The 12,571-nt window shown below is 69.8% G+C and carries 13 protein-coding genes; 3 read left to right on the top strand and 10 right to left on the bottom strand.

Going from position 1 to position 12,571, the window contains the following annotated elements:
- Window positions 1–67 precede the first annotated feature (67 nt).
- Together AC5DRG_RS14890 and AC5DRG_RS14885 are read left to right on the top strand one after the other, a co-directional pair.
- The gene (locus tag AC5DRG_RS14890) at window positions 68–1,690 is read left to right on the top strand and encodes a SpoIIE family protein phosphatase (protein ID WP_491813041.1); all 1,623 of its coding nucleotides are present in this window, start codon (window positions 68–70) and stop codon (window positions 1,688–1,690) included.
- 34 nt (window positions 1,691–1,724) lie between these two features.
- On the top strand, window positions 1,725–2,081 hold the full coding sequence (locus tag AC5DRG_RS14885) for a 5-carboxymethyl-2-hydroxymuconate Delta-isomerase (protein ID WP_491810971.1): 357 nt from the start codon (window positions 1,725–1,727) through the stop codon (window positions 2,079–2,081).
- 12 nt (window positions 2,082–2,093) lie between these two features.
- Here AC5DRG_RS14885 and AC5DRG_RS14880 read toward each other — a convergent pair whose 3' ends face one another.
- The 3 genes from AC5DRG_RS14880 to AC5DRG_RS14870 form a co-directional block, all read right to left on the bottom strand.
- Window positions 2,094–2,825, bottom strand: a complete 732-nt coding sequence (locus tag AC5DRG_RS14880; protein ID WP_491810970.1) for a TetR/AcrR family transcriptional regulator — start codon at window positions 2,823–2,825, stop codon at window positions 2,094–2,096.
- 69 nt (window positions 2,826–2,894) lie between these two features.
- Window positions 2,895–4,817: a hypothetical protein gene (locus tag AC5DRG_RS14875; RefSeq protein ID WP_491810969.1), complete on the bottom strand. Its 1,923-nt coding sequence runs from the start codon at window positions 4,815–4,817 to the stop codon at window positions 2,895–2,897.
- A 49-nt stretch (window positions 4,818–4,866) separates the two neighbouring features.
- Complete coding sequence (locus tag AC5DRG_RS14870) at window positions 4,867–5,397, bottom strand: tetratricopeptide repeat protein (RefSeq protein ID WP_491810968.1); 531 nt, start codon at window positions 5,395–5,397, stop codon at window positions 4,867–4,869.
- Between the two features lie 126 nt (window positions 5,398–5,523).
- Between AC5DRG_RS14870 and AC5DRG_RS14865 the strand changes: the two genes are divergently transcribed.
- Window positions 5,524–5,952, top strand: coding sequence for a hypothetical protein (locus tag AC5DRG_RS14865; protein ID WP_491810967.1), 429 nt, complete (start codon window positions 5,524–5,526; stop codon window positions 5,950–5,952).
- A gap of 77 nt (window positions 5,953–6,029) precedes the next feature.
- On the opposite strand, the gene AC5DRG_RS14860 is transcribed toward AC5DRG_RS14865, so the two are convergent.
- The 7 genes from AC5DRG_RS14860 to AC5DRG_RS14830 all read right to left on the bottom strand — a co-directional run bounded on the left by AC5DRG_RS14860 (window position 6,030) and on the right by AC5DRG_RS14830 (window position 12,533).
- Window positions 6,030–7,574 (bottom strand): DUF1996 domain-containing protein, encoded by a 1,545-nt coding sequence (locus AC5DRG_RS14860; RefSeq protein ID WP_491810966.1) that lies wholly within the window; start codon window positions 7,572–7,574, stop codon window positions 6,030–6,032.
- 215 nt (window positions 7,575–7,789) lie between these two features.
- Complete coding sequence (locus AC5DRG_RS14855; protein WP_491810965.1) at window positions 7,790–8,428, bottom strand: sensor domain-containing protein; 639 nt, start codon at window positions 8,426–8,428, stop codon at window positions 7,790–7,792.
- 133 nt (window positions 8,429–8,561) lie between these two features.
- The gene (locus AC5DRG_RS14850) at window positions 8,562–9,140 is read right to left on the bottom strand and encodes a winged helix-turn-helix domain-containing protein (RefSeq protein WP_491810964.1); all 579 of its coding nucleotides are present in this window, start codon (window positions 9,138–9,140) and stop codon (window positions 8,562–8,564) included.
- A gap of 78 nt (window positions 9,141–9,218) precedes the next feature.
- On the bottom strand, window positions 9,219–9,341 hold the full coding sequence (locus tag AC5DRG_RS14845; protein ID WP_401663465.1) for a hypothetical protein: 123 nt from the start codon (window positions 9,339–9,341) through the stop codon (window positions 9,219–9,221).
- A 156-nt stretch (window positions 9,342–9,497) separates the two neighbouring features.
- Complete coding sequence (gene glnII / locus AC5DRG_RS14840) at window positions 9,498–10,526, bottom strand: glutamine synthetase (protein ID WP_491810963.1); 1,029 nt, start codon at window positions 10,524–10,526, stop codon at window positions 9,498–9,500.
- A 479-nt stretch (window positions 10,527–11,005) separates the two neighbouring features.
- Complete coding sequence (locus tag AC5DRG_RS14835; protein ID WP_491810962.1) at window positions 11,006–11,653, bottom strand: RlpA-like double-psi beta-barrel domain-containing protein; 648 nt, start codon at window positions 11,651–11,653, stop codon at window positions 11,006–11,008.
- A gap of 97 nt (window positions 11,654–11,750) precedes the next feature.
- Window positions 11,751–12,533 (bottom strand): hypothetical protein, encoded by a 783-nt coding sequence (locus tag AC5DRG_RS14830; RefSeq protein WP_491810961.1) that lies wholly within the window; start codon window positions 12,531–12,533, stop codon window positions 11,751–11,753.
- Window positions 12,534–12,571: the final 38 nt, after the last annotated feature.

The following is a 12,571-nucleotide window of genomic DNA, read 5'->3' as shown; positions in this document are numbered from 1 at the left end:
AGGCATTACTCTCGTGGGGCAGACCCGAACCCCGGTCTGCCCCACCGGCGTGTCCAAGGACGGACAGATGGACGTCAATGGCAAGCGGACAGGCACGACCGTGATGGTCGTGGACGACGTGCAGGCCAGCCGGTACGCCATGGGCAGCGTGCTGAGCCGTGCCGGGCACCGGGTCGTCCCGGTCGCCAGTGGCCGTGAGGCTCTCGCCGAACTCGACGTACGACTGCTCAAAGGCACCCTGCCGGACGTGGCACTCGTCGACGTGGGCCTGCCGGACATGAGTGGGTTCGACCTGTGCCGCCTGTTCAGGGAACGGCCGCACACCGCCGGGCTGCCCGTCGTGCACTTCTCGGCCGCCGCCGTACCCCCGGCCGACTGCTGCCAGGGGTTGGCCGCCGGATCCGAGGCCTATCTGAAGATGCCCGCCGAGCCCCTGGAGATCGAGGCGGTGGTCCGGGCCGCCGTACGCAACGCCCGCCTGCGGGCCGACGACCGGGCACTGGTGCGACGGCTCACGCTGCTGTCGGAGATGATCGTCACCATTCAGGCGGCGCGCACCCTGCAGGAGCTCACCGACGCGGCCGCCGAAAGCGTCTCTCGCGTCACCGGCACCACCGCCGCCGTCTTCGTCGTCGACCAGGACGACCAGCCCTACCGCGGCCTGTCCCGGGACCGTATTCCCGTCGCCCTTCCGGACCGGAGTGCCGACCTTGCCGTGGCCGCCCTGCTGCGGCGGCTCACCCGGAGCCAGGCCGGCGTGCAGCTCACCACGGTGCCCGCGCCGCTGTGGCCCACCGGGTTCTTCCGGCCGGGCGTGGAGCAGGACGCCCGGCTGGCGCTGGTTCTCACGCAGGACAGCGGCGCGCCGGTGTGCCTGGCCGCTCCCGCGCGCGGGATGCGCCGGGTGGGCCTGGAGGGCGAGGCACTGCTGGCCCAGCTCGCCCAGGCCACCGCGCTCGCCGCCGAGCCGCTGCTCATGTACCAGGTCGAGCGGCATGTCGCCCTCACCCTCCAGCACAGCTTCCTGCCCCGCCCCGACCGGCTGCCCGAGCTGCCCGGCATCGACGTCGTGGTCCGCTATGTACCCGCGTCCCGGAAGGCCGAGATCGGCGGCGACTTCTACGCCGCGCTGCGCACCCGCGACGGCATGCTCACCGCGGTCGGCGACGTCGTCGGGCACTCGCTGGACGCGGCCACCGTCATGGTCGAGATCCGGCACGCGCTGCGCGCCCACGCCGTGCAGGAGAGCGATCCGGCCGTGCTCGCCGAGCACCTCGACCGGATGCTCCAGCACTACCACCCCGAGGTCACGGCAACCGTCTGCCTGGTCCTGATCGACCCCGCCACCGGGCGCACCCGCATAGCCAACGCGGGCCACATACCGCCGCTGATCATCCGCGACACCGGCAGCGCCGACTACGCCAAGGCCGCGGGACCGCTGCTCGGCGTGGGCCTGCCCCACCCGCCGCCCACCGAGCTGTTCCTCGACCCCACCGACCGCCTCCTCATGGTCACCGACGGCCTGATCGAGACCCGGGGCACGGACCTCGCGGCCTCGATGGAACACCTCCGCGCGGCCGCCTCCGGCTCCCTGCCCGGCCTGGACGCCCTGTGCGACACGCTCCTCTCCTCCTTCGGTCACGAACGCGAGGACGACATCGCGATGCTGGCGCTGCAGCTCACGAACTAGGGTGGGTCCTGTTGACCTAGAACTAGGAGTGCTCATGCCGCAGATCACCGTCGACTACTCCGCGGCCCTCACCGAGGGCTTCGACCGGCGTGGGTTCGCGCTGGCCGTGCACGAATCGGTGGTGGAGATCGCGGCCGCGAAGTACGAGGCATGCAAGACGCAGTTCCGGGCCACCGAGGACACGACGGTGGGGCGGGACGAGGTCGGCCACGCGATCGTCCACGTCACCCTCGGTCTGCTCGCCGGCCGCACCGACGAGACCAAGGCCCGACTCACGGAAGCCGTACTGGAGTTGCTGCGGCAATACGTGAAGTCCGGCGACGGACTCGCGCTCCACGCGTCCGCCGAGGTACGCGAACTCGACCCGTCCTACCGGAAGTTCGACGCGTAGCCCCGAGAGGGTCTACGTCGTCGGTGGGGTCGCCAGTGCGAGCAGTCGGACGACGAGGTCGGTGAACGGCCCGTCGCCCGGCTCGCCCTTGAGTGACTTGCGCAGCAGCGCGGCCAACTCCTCGTCGTGCGAGGCGCTCACCGCGGCCAGCGCCGCGAAGTCGTGCACGAGCTGCACCTCCAGCTCGACGCGCGGAATCCGCCGTCCGTCCAGCCAGATCAGCGCCGTCGACTCGACGAGCGAGATCCACGACCGGATCACCAACTCCAGCCGGGCGGGCGGGTCTTCGACCTTCATGTGCGAGAGCATCTGGACGTACGCGGCCTGCCGCACCGCTTCGACCAACGCGTTGGTCCTCGACAATGCCGCGGCCCTTGAGCGGACTCCGTCCACGGGGGCCGCTGGACCGCCCCGCATCAACGCCGAGAAACCGGGCCCGTGATCGTCCACGAAGTCGAAGAACCGGCGCATGACCCGCAGCAGCCGCGACCCCAGCGACCCCTCCTCGGGCACGACGAAACGCTCCGCCAGATCATCCGCGGCGCGCTGCAACGCCGCCTCGTACAGGCTGAGTTTGCCGGGGAAGTAGTGGTAGACCAACGGCCGCGAGATGCCCGCGGCCGCGGCTATCTCGTCGATGGAGACCTCGTCGGGCGAGCGGCTGCTGAACAGTTCGAGGGCGACGCCGATCAACTGCTGACGCCGTTCCTCGACTCCCATTCTTCGGCGTACCCCGGTACTCATGCGAACACCTTACCGATCGGATCCGGACCGGAACGGGCCTGTCCGGCCAGGGGTGTTCACAAGTGGCGCCTACCGCAGACCGCTGATCGACCGACCGTCCTCCAACGTCCCCTTCAGCCCGGCCTGTACCCCCTGCTTGGTCTTCACGGCCAGCAGGTTGCCCTGGGCGGATCCGCCGACCCCGCCGGTCGCGTTGATCGAGGACGTGTCCTTGCTGCCGGCGGCCAGCAGGTACCAGGAACCCGTCGCCGACTTCCACAGCACCCCGGCCAGCACATGCGGGTCGCGGGAGCCGCACGACGGCACGTTCTCGGCCTTCGCCGCCACCGCCCCGTACGTCCCGCCCGGCGTGTGGAACTGCGCCAGTACGCGTGTGCCGCCGCCCCGCCAGGTCTCGGCCCGCGTGCACACCCACTGGGCCGAGCCGCTCGCGTCGGGCAGTGACTGCTGGGCGTACTCCCAGGCGTTCACCGAGCGCACGCCCTGTGAGCGCACGGCGGCGAGCGAGCAGGCGTACGGCGACCAGGTGCGCAGCGCCTCGGCTCCGGACGCCTCGCGGGTGGAGCCGGGCCGGCCGGTGGTGAGGTGGGCGGGGACCAGTTCGGCGAGGTCCGTCATCAGGCGGGTGCCGGAGTCGTCGGTCAGCTGGAGCACGTTCCAGGAGGTGCACGAGCCGGTCGTCGTGGCGGGGCTGGCCAGCGGTGTGGTGATGCCGTCGGTGAGATCGAGGTCCATCGCCTGGGACCCCGGCTTCATCAGGTCCCGCGCCGCGACCTTCGTCACCCAAGGGGCCGTCAGATAGCGGACGTTGCCGTCGGCGCGGTCCAGGACGATCGCGTTCGCCTCGGAGCCTTCGGCGCCGTCGACCCGCGCGAAGTCGAGCGCGGCCCCCTTGGCGCTGCCCTTGGGCTCGGCGTAGCGGGCGATGCGCAGACCGTCGTAGAGGATCACCACGCGCGCGTTGCCGACGTCGCCCGCGTAGAGGAGTTGGGGTGGGCCGGCCGGGCCGCCGGAGAAGGTGCCGGGGGTCGCGGAGACCTGGACGGTCTCGCCGGGGCGGGCCCAGACGGCGAGGGCGCGGCGCAGGAGGGCCGTGTCGCCGGTGAGGGTGCCGCGCGCGGGCCAGACGGAGAAGTCGGTGCGGGCCGAGCTCTGCCAGGCGGTCGGGGCGACCCGGGTCAACTTGCCGGGGTCCAGGGCGGCTTCGGCGGCCGGGTTCTGCGCGTAGCGGGGCGCCGCGGCGCCGTCCGGGCCCCATCCGCCGCCGGGCATGGCGAGCAGCGCACCGCACACCGCGACGGCCGCCCCGGCGGCGAGCGCGGCCTTCGCGTGCTGACGGCGCCGCATCAGGTCGGTGGGCCGGGCGTGCAGCGAACAGGGGTCGAACTCGGGGGAGTCGAGCAGGGTGTACTTGGCTTCGACTCCGTCGGCGTCCTGCAGCGCCGCGTCAGGGGCTTCGACGCCGGCGGCGGACAGCACCTTCAGTACGGCAGGGTCCGGGAGCTTCTCCAGACCGCGCAGCATATAGGCGGCTCGGGCCGGCCCCGACAGGGCGGACAGCCGCTGGTCCAGGGCGAGTTCGTCGGCGCCGCCCGAGCGGGGGAAGAGCCGCAGACCCCACACCTGGGGGAGCAGCGGCGGCAGTTGGGACCGCTTGGGCCACGCCTTGCGCTTCAGCGGCAGGCCCGCCTCCAGCGCTTTACGCACGACCTGGAGGCGCACGAAGTTGTACCCCGGGTCGCCGTCCCGGCCGGTCGACTGTGCCGGGATCACGGACGCGGTCTTGCGTCCTCTGGGCAGCGCGCGCTGGGTGAGGGCGTGGGCGGTCAGGACGCGCCGGTTGCGGCCGAGGCTCGGCGGGAGCACCAGGTAGGCGATCCGGACGAGCCGCGGATAGTGCTCGACGAGCGCGGCCTCGGCCTGCTCGACGTCGATGACCGGGCCGGCGGAAGCGGAGGGGGCGGGGCGCGGGGCGACATCCTGTGACTGCACGTTCAGCAAAACGAGCGAATCAGTGGTTGGTCACCGCCACCCGGGGGACTCAGTCCTCCGGCTCCACCAGCAGCCGCGCGTAGTTGGCCATCGACCGCTGGTAGCGCGGCAGATGGGGTGCCAGGGCGCCGAGGACCAGGGAAAGACCCTCGCGGTCCCGGCCGAGGCTGGACAGGCACAGCGCCAGGCACGCGCGTACGGCGTCGTCCAACTCGTCGGACGGGGCGTCCAGTTCGGGCGTGAGCAGCTTGACGCCCTCCTCCGCGAGCCCCATGTTCCGCAGCGAGCTGGACAGCTGGATCTTGGCCCGGCGGCCCTTGTAGCTGTCGTACTCGCTGAGCCCGAGCTCCAGCGCCTCCCGGTACAGCGGCACGGCCTTGTCCGAGTGGCCCGTCGAGTCCCAGGCGGAGGCCTGCTCGAACGGGCCGAGCGGGCTGTCCTTGGGCAGTTCGGCGACGAGCGCGTCGATCACGGCGCGGAAGTCGCCCGCGTCCTCTTCGGCGTAGTGGGCGAAGGCGGCCCAGGCCCCGGCCACACGCGCTTCCCAGTTTCGGTTCACAGGGGTCACTTTCGCACGCATGTGCCTACAGTGACGGCAAAATTGAGCGCACCGGGCGCCCCGCCCGTATCGAAGGGGAGGAGTCCCCGCCGGGGCTCTTCGCGGCATGCGTCTGCTCCATGCCGCCGCACGGGACCGGAGGAACAGATGAGGTTGACCCGACCGAAGCTCGCGCTGACCGGCGCGGCCGCGGTGCTGGCACTGGCGGGCTGCGGATCCGGTGGTGACACGAAGACCGCCGCGGTGCCGGAGACGGCCACCGGCAGCCTGGAGCACCTGGCCGCCGAGGTGAAGTGCACGCCGAACATCCAGATCGACGCCGACGAACTCCGCCAGGCGGTGTGCAAGAAGGCCGGCAACACCACCGACAAGTTCATCCTCGCGACCTTCGCCACCGACCGCGGCCAGCGCGAGTGGATCAACGGGGCGAAGGACTACGGCGGTTACTACCTCGTCGGCCGCAAGTGGGTTGCCGTCGGCCCGGAGAAGACGGTCACGACGCTGCGCTCCACGCTCGGCGGGACCATGGAGGAGGGATCCGAGCACATGAACGGCCACTCCACCCACGAGGGCTGACCGCGTAGGACGTAGGACCGGGGCAAACGAAAGCCGGCGGTGGGAAATCCCACCGCCGGCTTCCTACTGGGTCAGGACTACTGGCAGTCCTGGCCGCTGTTGATGCAGCTGACCACCTGGTTCATCGTGTTCTCGTCGAAGAAGTTGATGAAGTCGTTGTGGTCGGTGATCGCCTTGTGCAGCTGGTCCGGGAAGGAGTCCACCGCGTAGGCGTTGATGACCTGCCCGTTCTGGATCTGCGGGGCGGGAACGTCGTAGACCATCCGGACCTGGAGCTGGGGGATGGCCACGAAGTTGTTCGCGCAGGTGCCGTCCGCCTGCACGAAGGCCACGTGCGTGCGGTGGTTGGCACTGTCGATGTTCTGACCGTCCCAGCAGCTCTGGAAGTTGGTCGTCCGCACCACGCTGCTGCCCTCGGGGCAGATCGGGAGCTTGTCGTGCAGCTGGACCTTGTCCTCGAAGCCGGTGCAGCTCCAGTTGGCGTTGGCGTTCGCGTTGCCGTTGACGAAGGCCTTGGCGTCACCGGTGATGATGCGCAGGGCCTGCGGCATCGCGACGACATCGCTCGTCTTGTTACCGACGAACTTCAGCGTTACGTCGCTGACCTGCTGGATCGTGCCGACGTTGCCGTCCTGGCCACCACCGGGCGCGTTCGCGTCGATGTCGTTCTGGCCGTCCTGCACACGCAGCACCGGCCAGAAGTACGAGGACCTGTCGCCCTGGTTCTGGCAGGTGGTGTCGCCGTTCGCCAGGTCCTGGTCGCTCGCGAAAGCGTTGTTGGCCTGGTTGCCGACGTAGTCGTGCTGGTGCTGCGCACCGTTGCTGACACCCGGAGCGACGATCACGTTGTCCGAGTTGCGGTTCTCGTTCTCGTTGGTGCCGCAGTCCGTGGTGAAGGTACCGGTGGAACCGCTGTCACCGTTCGCGGGAAGCCCGTTCGCGCCGACGCCCAGCTGCGCGTTGGCCTGGACCTGGGTGATGTCCACGAAGTCGGCCGCCGCCGGGCCGTTGCCGGCCTGACCGCCGTTGCCCTGATCCTGGCCCTGGTCCTGACCGTCGTCCTGGCCCTGATCCTGGCCGTCGTTGTTCTGGTCCTGGTCCTGACCGTCGTTGTTCTGGTCCTGACCGTTGCCGTCGTTCGTGTCCGGCTGCTCGGCCGGTACGCCCTGGCACTGGGCGAGCTGGTCCAGTCCCTGCGGAGACTTGCCGCCGGCCCGCTTGATGTTGATGGCGATCCGGTCGAGCGTGGCCGTCCGCTTGGACTTCAGCGGGCTGAGGATGGCGTTGTCGACGTAACTGGCGTCCCCTGCCTGGGCTTGGCGGGTACTCGCGAGACGCGTGTAGGCATCCGTGACCTGCCTGTCGAGCAGCGCGACCTCCTTCGCGACTCCCCGGCGCGCGCTCCTCGGAATCTTCGTCAGCTTCTGGCCGACGTCGGGGCAGTTGATCGTCGCGATCTGGGCGGCCGTGGCCTTGGTCTGGTTCTGAGCCGTGTTCGACTCGTGCGCCGAAGCGTAGAAGTTCGCCCAGATCAGCCCGCCCCCACCGAGCGCTAGGGCCGCCGACGCGGCTATGGCTTTGGTGGCCATCGACGAGCGGCGTTTACGTGTGTTGCGTCCCATGGAACTCCTCTGACTTCCTTTTTCGGGGGCTATCGAGGCGCCCGACAGGAGTGAAGCGGCTCCATCAGATACGGCTGTCGTCCCACGGGTGTTCAGCTGTCTCAGAGATTGATGAGAGGTTCGTACGACAATTCCGCCCCAACTGCCAAGGAAATACCAGGAGTTGTTGATCCCCTACCGCAAGTGTGCGGGCGGGGTGGGGATTCGGCGTGGTTTCAGCGATCCTGGTCCAGATAGGCGAGTACCGCCAGGACGCGACGGTTGTCGTCGTCCGAGACCTCCAGGCCCAGTTTGGCGAAGATGTTGGAGGTGTGCTTGGCAATCGCCCGTTCCGTCACCACGAGCTGCCCGGTGATCGCCGCGTTCGACCGCCCCTGCGCCATCAGCTCCAGCACCTCGACCTCACGCGGCGTGTGCCGCCCGGGCGGCCGTCCGTCACCCGTCTGGCGCGTGAGCACCAGGGCGAACCCCTCCAGGGGCTTGAAGACCAGCACGGCCGGGAATAGCGCGGTGACGAACCCCGCCGTCATGTCGACCGGCAGCCAGCGCAGATCCCGCCAGGTCGCCGGGTCGCGCAGCATGCCGACCGTGCGCGTCCACGGACTGGCGCCCTTGGGGACCGGCCGGTACGCCGACGGGATCCGCACCCCGCACCAACGGGCCGCCAGGGTCCGGCGCCGGTCCGTGAACGCCCGTACACCGGTCAGCACCCAGGGTGTGGGGACGACGCCCACCCCGACCGGAATGAGTGCGATGGACAGGACGGAGAGAACGAAGCAGGCAGCCGCCCCCGGCAGCGTCACCAGCGCCAGCCCGAGCCCCCGCACCGCCGCCAGGCCTGTTCCCCGGCCCACGCGAGACCGCTGCCGCACTTCGTGTCTGTGGTCATGGCGCCAGTCCCGCCGAGGGCGAGGCGGGGGTCACGGGGTCTGGACGGTCGCTCAGGGGGTGGTGCCGGCTACACCCCCGTACGAGCCGAGGGGACCGTCAACGTCCCGTCGGCGGCGCGTACTTGTACCCGACGCGCCGGACCGTCTGGATCGTCTGCCGGTACTGGGTGCCCAGCTTGCGGCGCAGCCGGGCGATGTGGACGTCGACGGTACGGCCGTCGCCCACGTGCCCGTAGCCCCACACGGTGGTGACCAACTGGTCACGCGTGTGCACCCGGTTGGGGTACGCGACCAGGTGGGCCAGCAGCTCGAACTCCAGGTAGGTGAGGTCGAGTTCCCGCCCGTCCACCGCGGCGGTGCGCTCCACGGTGTCGACGCGGACGAGCGGATCGTCCGCGCCGCTGTCCGGCTCCGGCTGGTCCGGCACCGCCACCGGGAGGAACGACGGCTGATGGTCGGCCGGTACGAGCACCAGGTAGCCGATCATCGGCGGCTGGCCGGGGAGCGTGGGCAGGGTGTGCTGGGGAGCGGGCAGCCAGGTGGCGCCCGGCGGCAGGAACTCCGAGACGTCGACCACCTCGTCCCGGTCGACGGCGCGCAGTCGGTGCCGCGAACCGTTCGAGGACGTGGCGGCGGAGGAGGCAGGGGCGGTGGAGAGTGAACGAGTGGTCGCCATGAGAGGTCAGCTCTTTCGCGCGAGAGGTTCGTCGGGGGACGTACGTCGTGCGCTGGCCGAAGGCCGAGGTGTACGGCTTTAGAGGGCCGGCGCGTTCATCGCGCGACAACACACCCGGTCGAAGTCGTGGTGCTGGCGGGAAGGCCAGAAGGGCTCCAGGTCATGGCGACCCGTCGCGGTGTCCTTCTGGAAGCTGGCCATGTGGTCCATTGAAGCAGACGAAGGGGCAGGACAGGGAGCCTCCTCTCACTGCTTGGACGATTCCTTGACGCGAAGTCGAGGAACGGGAAGTCGATGAACGCGAAGAGGGCGCCCACCACGACGGTGGACGCCCTCTCGGTCAGGCAGTGGGCCGGATCAGACCTGGCCGGCCTTCTCCAGGGCGGAGCAGCAGGTGTCCACGATCAGGCGGGTCACCAGGTACGGGTCGACGTTGGCGTTCGGACGGCGGTCCTCGATGTAACCCTTGCCGTCCTTCTCGACCTGCCACGGGATACGGACCGAGGCGCCACGGTTGGAGACGCCGTACGAGTACTCGTTCCACGGGGCGGTCTCGTGCAGACCGGTCAGACGGTCGTCGATGCCGGCGCCGTAGTGCTTGACGTGGTCGAGCGGCTTGGAGCCCTCACCGAGCGACTCGCACGCGGTGATGATCGCGTCGTAGCCCTCGCGCATCGCCTTCGTGGAGAAGTTGGTGTGCGCACCGGCGCCGTTCCAGTCGCCCTTCACCGGCTTCGGGTCCAGCGTCGCGGAGACACCGAAGTCCTCGGCGGTGCGGTAGAGCAGCCAGCGGGCGACCCACAGGTGGTCGGAGACCTCCAGCGGGGAGACCGGGCCGACCTGGAACTCCCACTGGCCGGGCATGACCTCGGCGTTGATGCCGGAGATGGCGAGACCGGCCTTGAGGCAGTTCTCCAGGTGGGCCTCGACGATCTCGCGACCGAAGATCTCGTCGGCGCCGACACCGCAGTAGTAGCCGCCCTGGGGGGCCGGGAAGCCGCCCTCGGGGAAGCCGAGCGGACGGGAGCCGTCGAAGAAGGTGTACTCCTGCTCGATGCCGAAGATCGGCTCCTGCGCGGCGAACTTCGCGGCGACCTCGGTCAGCGCGGCACGGGTGTTGGACTCGTGCGGCGTCATGTCGATCTCGAGGACCTCGCACAGGACGAGGATGTCGTCGCCACCGCGGATCGGGTCCGGGCAGGAGAAGACCGGCTTGAGCACGCGGTCCGAGGAGTGCCCCTCGGCCTGGTTCGTGGAGGACCCGTCGAAGCCCCAGATCGGCAGCTCGGCGCCCTTGGCGTCGTCGGCCATAATCTTCGTCTTGGAACGGAGCTTGGCCGTCGGCTGGGTGCCGTCGATCCAGATGTACTCAGCCTTGAAGGTCACGGGCCACATCCTTCGGGGGTGGGTCTAGGCGCACTTGCGGGTGCTGCGGCGCTGCGGCACTGAGGCGCCGCTCTTGTTGCCCGCGAGCCTGTCAACAGGCGATTTCCCGATCATTGCTCGAATGTGAACCCCGTGTTACCTGCTGGTCTTGTGTCCGAATTCACGCTGTGAAGCGGCGCGCGCGAGGGAGAGGGCCACTCTCGGAGGGCCCGTCCCACAGCTCGTATGCGATGGGGTTGAGGAGGCGGGGGAGGGGTACGAGCGGCTTCAGTCGCGCCCTGCCCACGCCCGCACGGGTACGCCGTCTGTTCCTCCTCGACCCGGCCCGTGCTTCACCGGATCAAGACGGCGTACCTCCTGTGCGCGCTCGCGTGCCCTGGACGTGCCGGTCCTGCTGCTCTTGGCCGAGAACAGCAGGACTCATGACACGTACGAGGTGGCGAAACCGCCGCCTCAGCGATTTCCTGGCCGCTTGAGCATCACCCCACCTTCTCGATCAGCGCCCGGCGGATCAGGAACTTGCCGGGCTCGCGGACCTGTTCGAAGGCCGCGTTGTTGAGCAGAGCGCAGCTGCCGGAGACCGAAGTGACCTTCACCGTGATGGACTTGTTGTTGTCCAGGTTGGTGACCTTCAGCGTCGTTCCGGCCGGGAACTGGTTGCTGGACGCGGCAGGGGCACCGCCCTCGCCGGACAGGGTGATCGTCGAGCCGTTGCAGACCTGCCGGGCGGAGGTCGCGGCACCGCCGCCCGCCGAAGCGGTCTGGGTCGGCTTGGCCGCCTGGGCCGGAGGTGTGGTCTTCGCCGGAGTCGTGGTCTGGGAGCCCTGAGCCGACTCCCCAACCACGCACCCCGACGCCTGCTGCTGGACCTTGATCTGTGCGATGACCGCCTCGCGGTTCGCGATCCGCGCCGCGGACTGGGCGTCGGGGGCGGCCCGTTGGTCGGCGATGAACTTCTGGTTGTTGCCGAGGGCGGTGGCGAGTCCCTGGCATACGGTCGAATCCGCGGCGGACTGTGCGGCGTTCGAGGTGCTCGCCATGACGAAGGCACCGCCTCCCGCCACCGCCGCGGCGCTGACCAGCAGCGCCACCTTCTTCCGCGTGCTGAGAGTTCTCCTACGCGACATGCGCGGCTCCTGTGAGGTCGGGGGAGCGTACGCAGCTAGGTACGAGATGCCGAACAACGTTACTCAGCGGTTACAGGAGTCACCGAAGTAACGTACGTCACACGCCGGTGTCCTCGTGCTTCACGACCCTGTCGTTGAAGTACTGAAGCAGGCTCTCGGTCTCCTCGGTGAGCTCCGCCTCGCCGGTCTCGGAGCCGTCGCCCCACTGCCCGTTGGCGAACACCACCGACCGCACGGTCGCGAGCCGCCGGAACACGCCCGCCGAACCGGGCGGCACCGTCGGCAGCCCCGCGCGCGGCGGCGGATCGAGCGAGACCACCTGATACGTCACCGGATCAGTGGACGCCATCCCGAACGCCAGCCACGCGTCCTCGGCCCGCCGGAAACTCACCACGGTCACCGTCACCTGCGAGCGCCGCTCGGCATCCGTGAACAGGGCCGACGTCAACCGGGCGCATCCCTCGCCCTGTTCGGCCAACGAGGCGAGCTCCGGGGACATGCCGCGGGCGCAGTCGGTGGTGGTGGCCACGTCGACGCGCTCGTACGTGGAGGTGCCCTTGCCGTCCTTGAGGTGGACCGTCTTCTCGCTCGCCGGGAACACCTGCTCGGGGCGTACGGCGGAGAGCGGGGTGACGGGGGTGGAGGCGGAGGTGGAGGGCGTCGTCGGGGCGGCCTCCGAGTCGCCGGCGTCGCCCACCGCCATCACCACGCCCACGGCGATGGCCGCGACGAGCACGATCCCCAGCGCGCCGCCGACTGTGAGCCCCGTGAGTCGCCTCCTGCGTATCCGCTCCTGCTCGGCCGCCCACTGGGCGTACGGGTCGGGTGTCCCGTAGGGGTCGGGCGGCCCGTACTGCATTCCTTGATCACCGAAGCTCATGGCCGCGGAGGGTAACAGCGTGGACGGCTCGAACTCCC

Source organism: Streptomyces sp. JLBG701 (assembly GCF_058544905.1).
The sequence above is the reverse complement of the archived record's forward strand: the minus strand, read 5'-3'. Positions and strand labels throughout refer to the sequence as shown.

Bases quoted from the DNA above. Each gene is read 5' to 3' on its own strand.
- AC5DRG_RS14890 (WP_491813041.1), top strand. From the start codon at position 68: ATGGACGTCAATGGCAAGCGGACAGGCACGACCGTGATGGTCGTGGAC.
- AC5DRG_RS14885 (WP_491810971.1), top strand. From the start codon at position 1,725: ATGCCGCAGATCACCGTCGACTACTCCGCGGCCCTCACCGAGGGCTTC.
- AC5DRG_RS14880 (WP_491810970.1), bottom strand. From the start codon at position 2,825: ATGAGTACCGGGGTACGCCGAAGAATGGGAGTCGAGGAACGGCGTCAG.
- AC5DRG_RS14870 (WP_491810968.1), bottom strand. From the start codon at position 5,397: ATGCGTGCGAAAGTGACCCCTGTGAACCGAAACTGGGAAGCGCGTGTG.
- AC5DRG_RS14865 (WP_491810967.1), top strand. From the start codon at position 5,524: ATGAGGTTGACCCGACCGAAGCTCGCGCTGACCGGCGCGGCCGCGGTG.
- AC5DRG_RS14860 (WP_491810966.1), bottom strand. From the start codon at position 7,574: ATGGGACGCAACACACGTAAACGCCGCTCGTCGATGGCCACCAAAGCC.
- AC5DRG_RS14850 (WP_491810964.1), bottom strand. From the start codon at position 9,140: ATGGCGACCACTCGTTCACTCTCCACCGCCCCTGCCTCCTCCGCCGCC.
- AC5DRG_RS14845 (WP_401663465.1), bottom strand. From the start codon at position 9,341: ATGGCCAGCTTCCAGAAGGACACCGCGACGGGTCGCCATGACCTGGAG.
- AC5DRG_RS14835 (WP_491810962.1), bottom strand. From the start codon at position 11,653: ATGTCGCGTAGGAGAACTCTCAGCACGCGGAAGAAGGTGGCGCTGCTG.
- AC5DRG_RS14830 (WP_491810961.1), bottom strand. From the start codon at position 12,533: ATGAGCTTCGGTGATCAAGGAATGCAGTACGGGCCGCCCGACCCCTAC.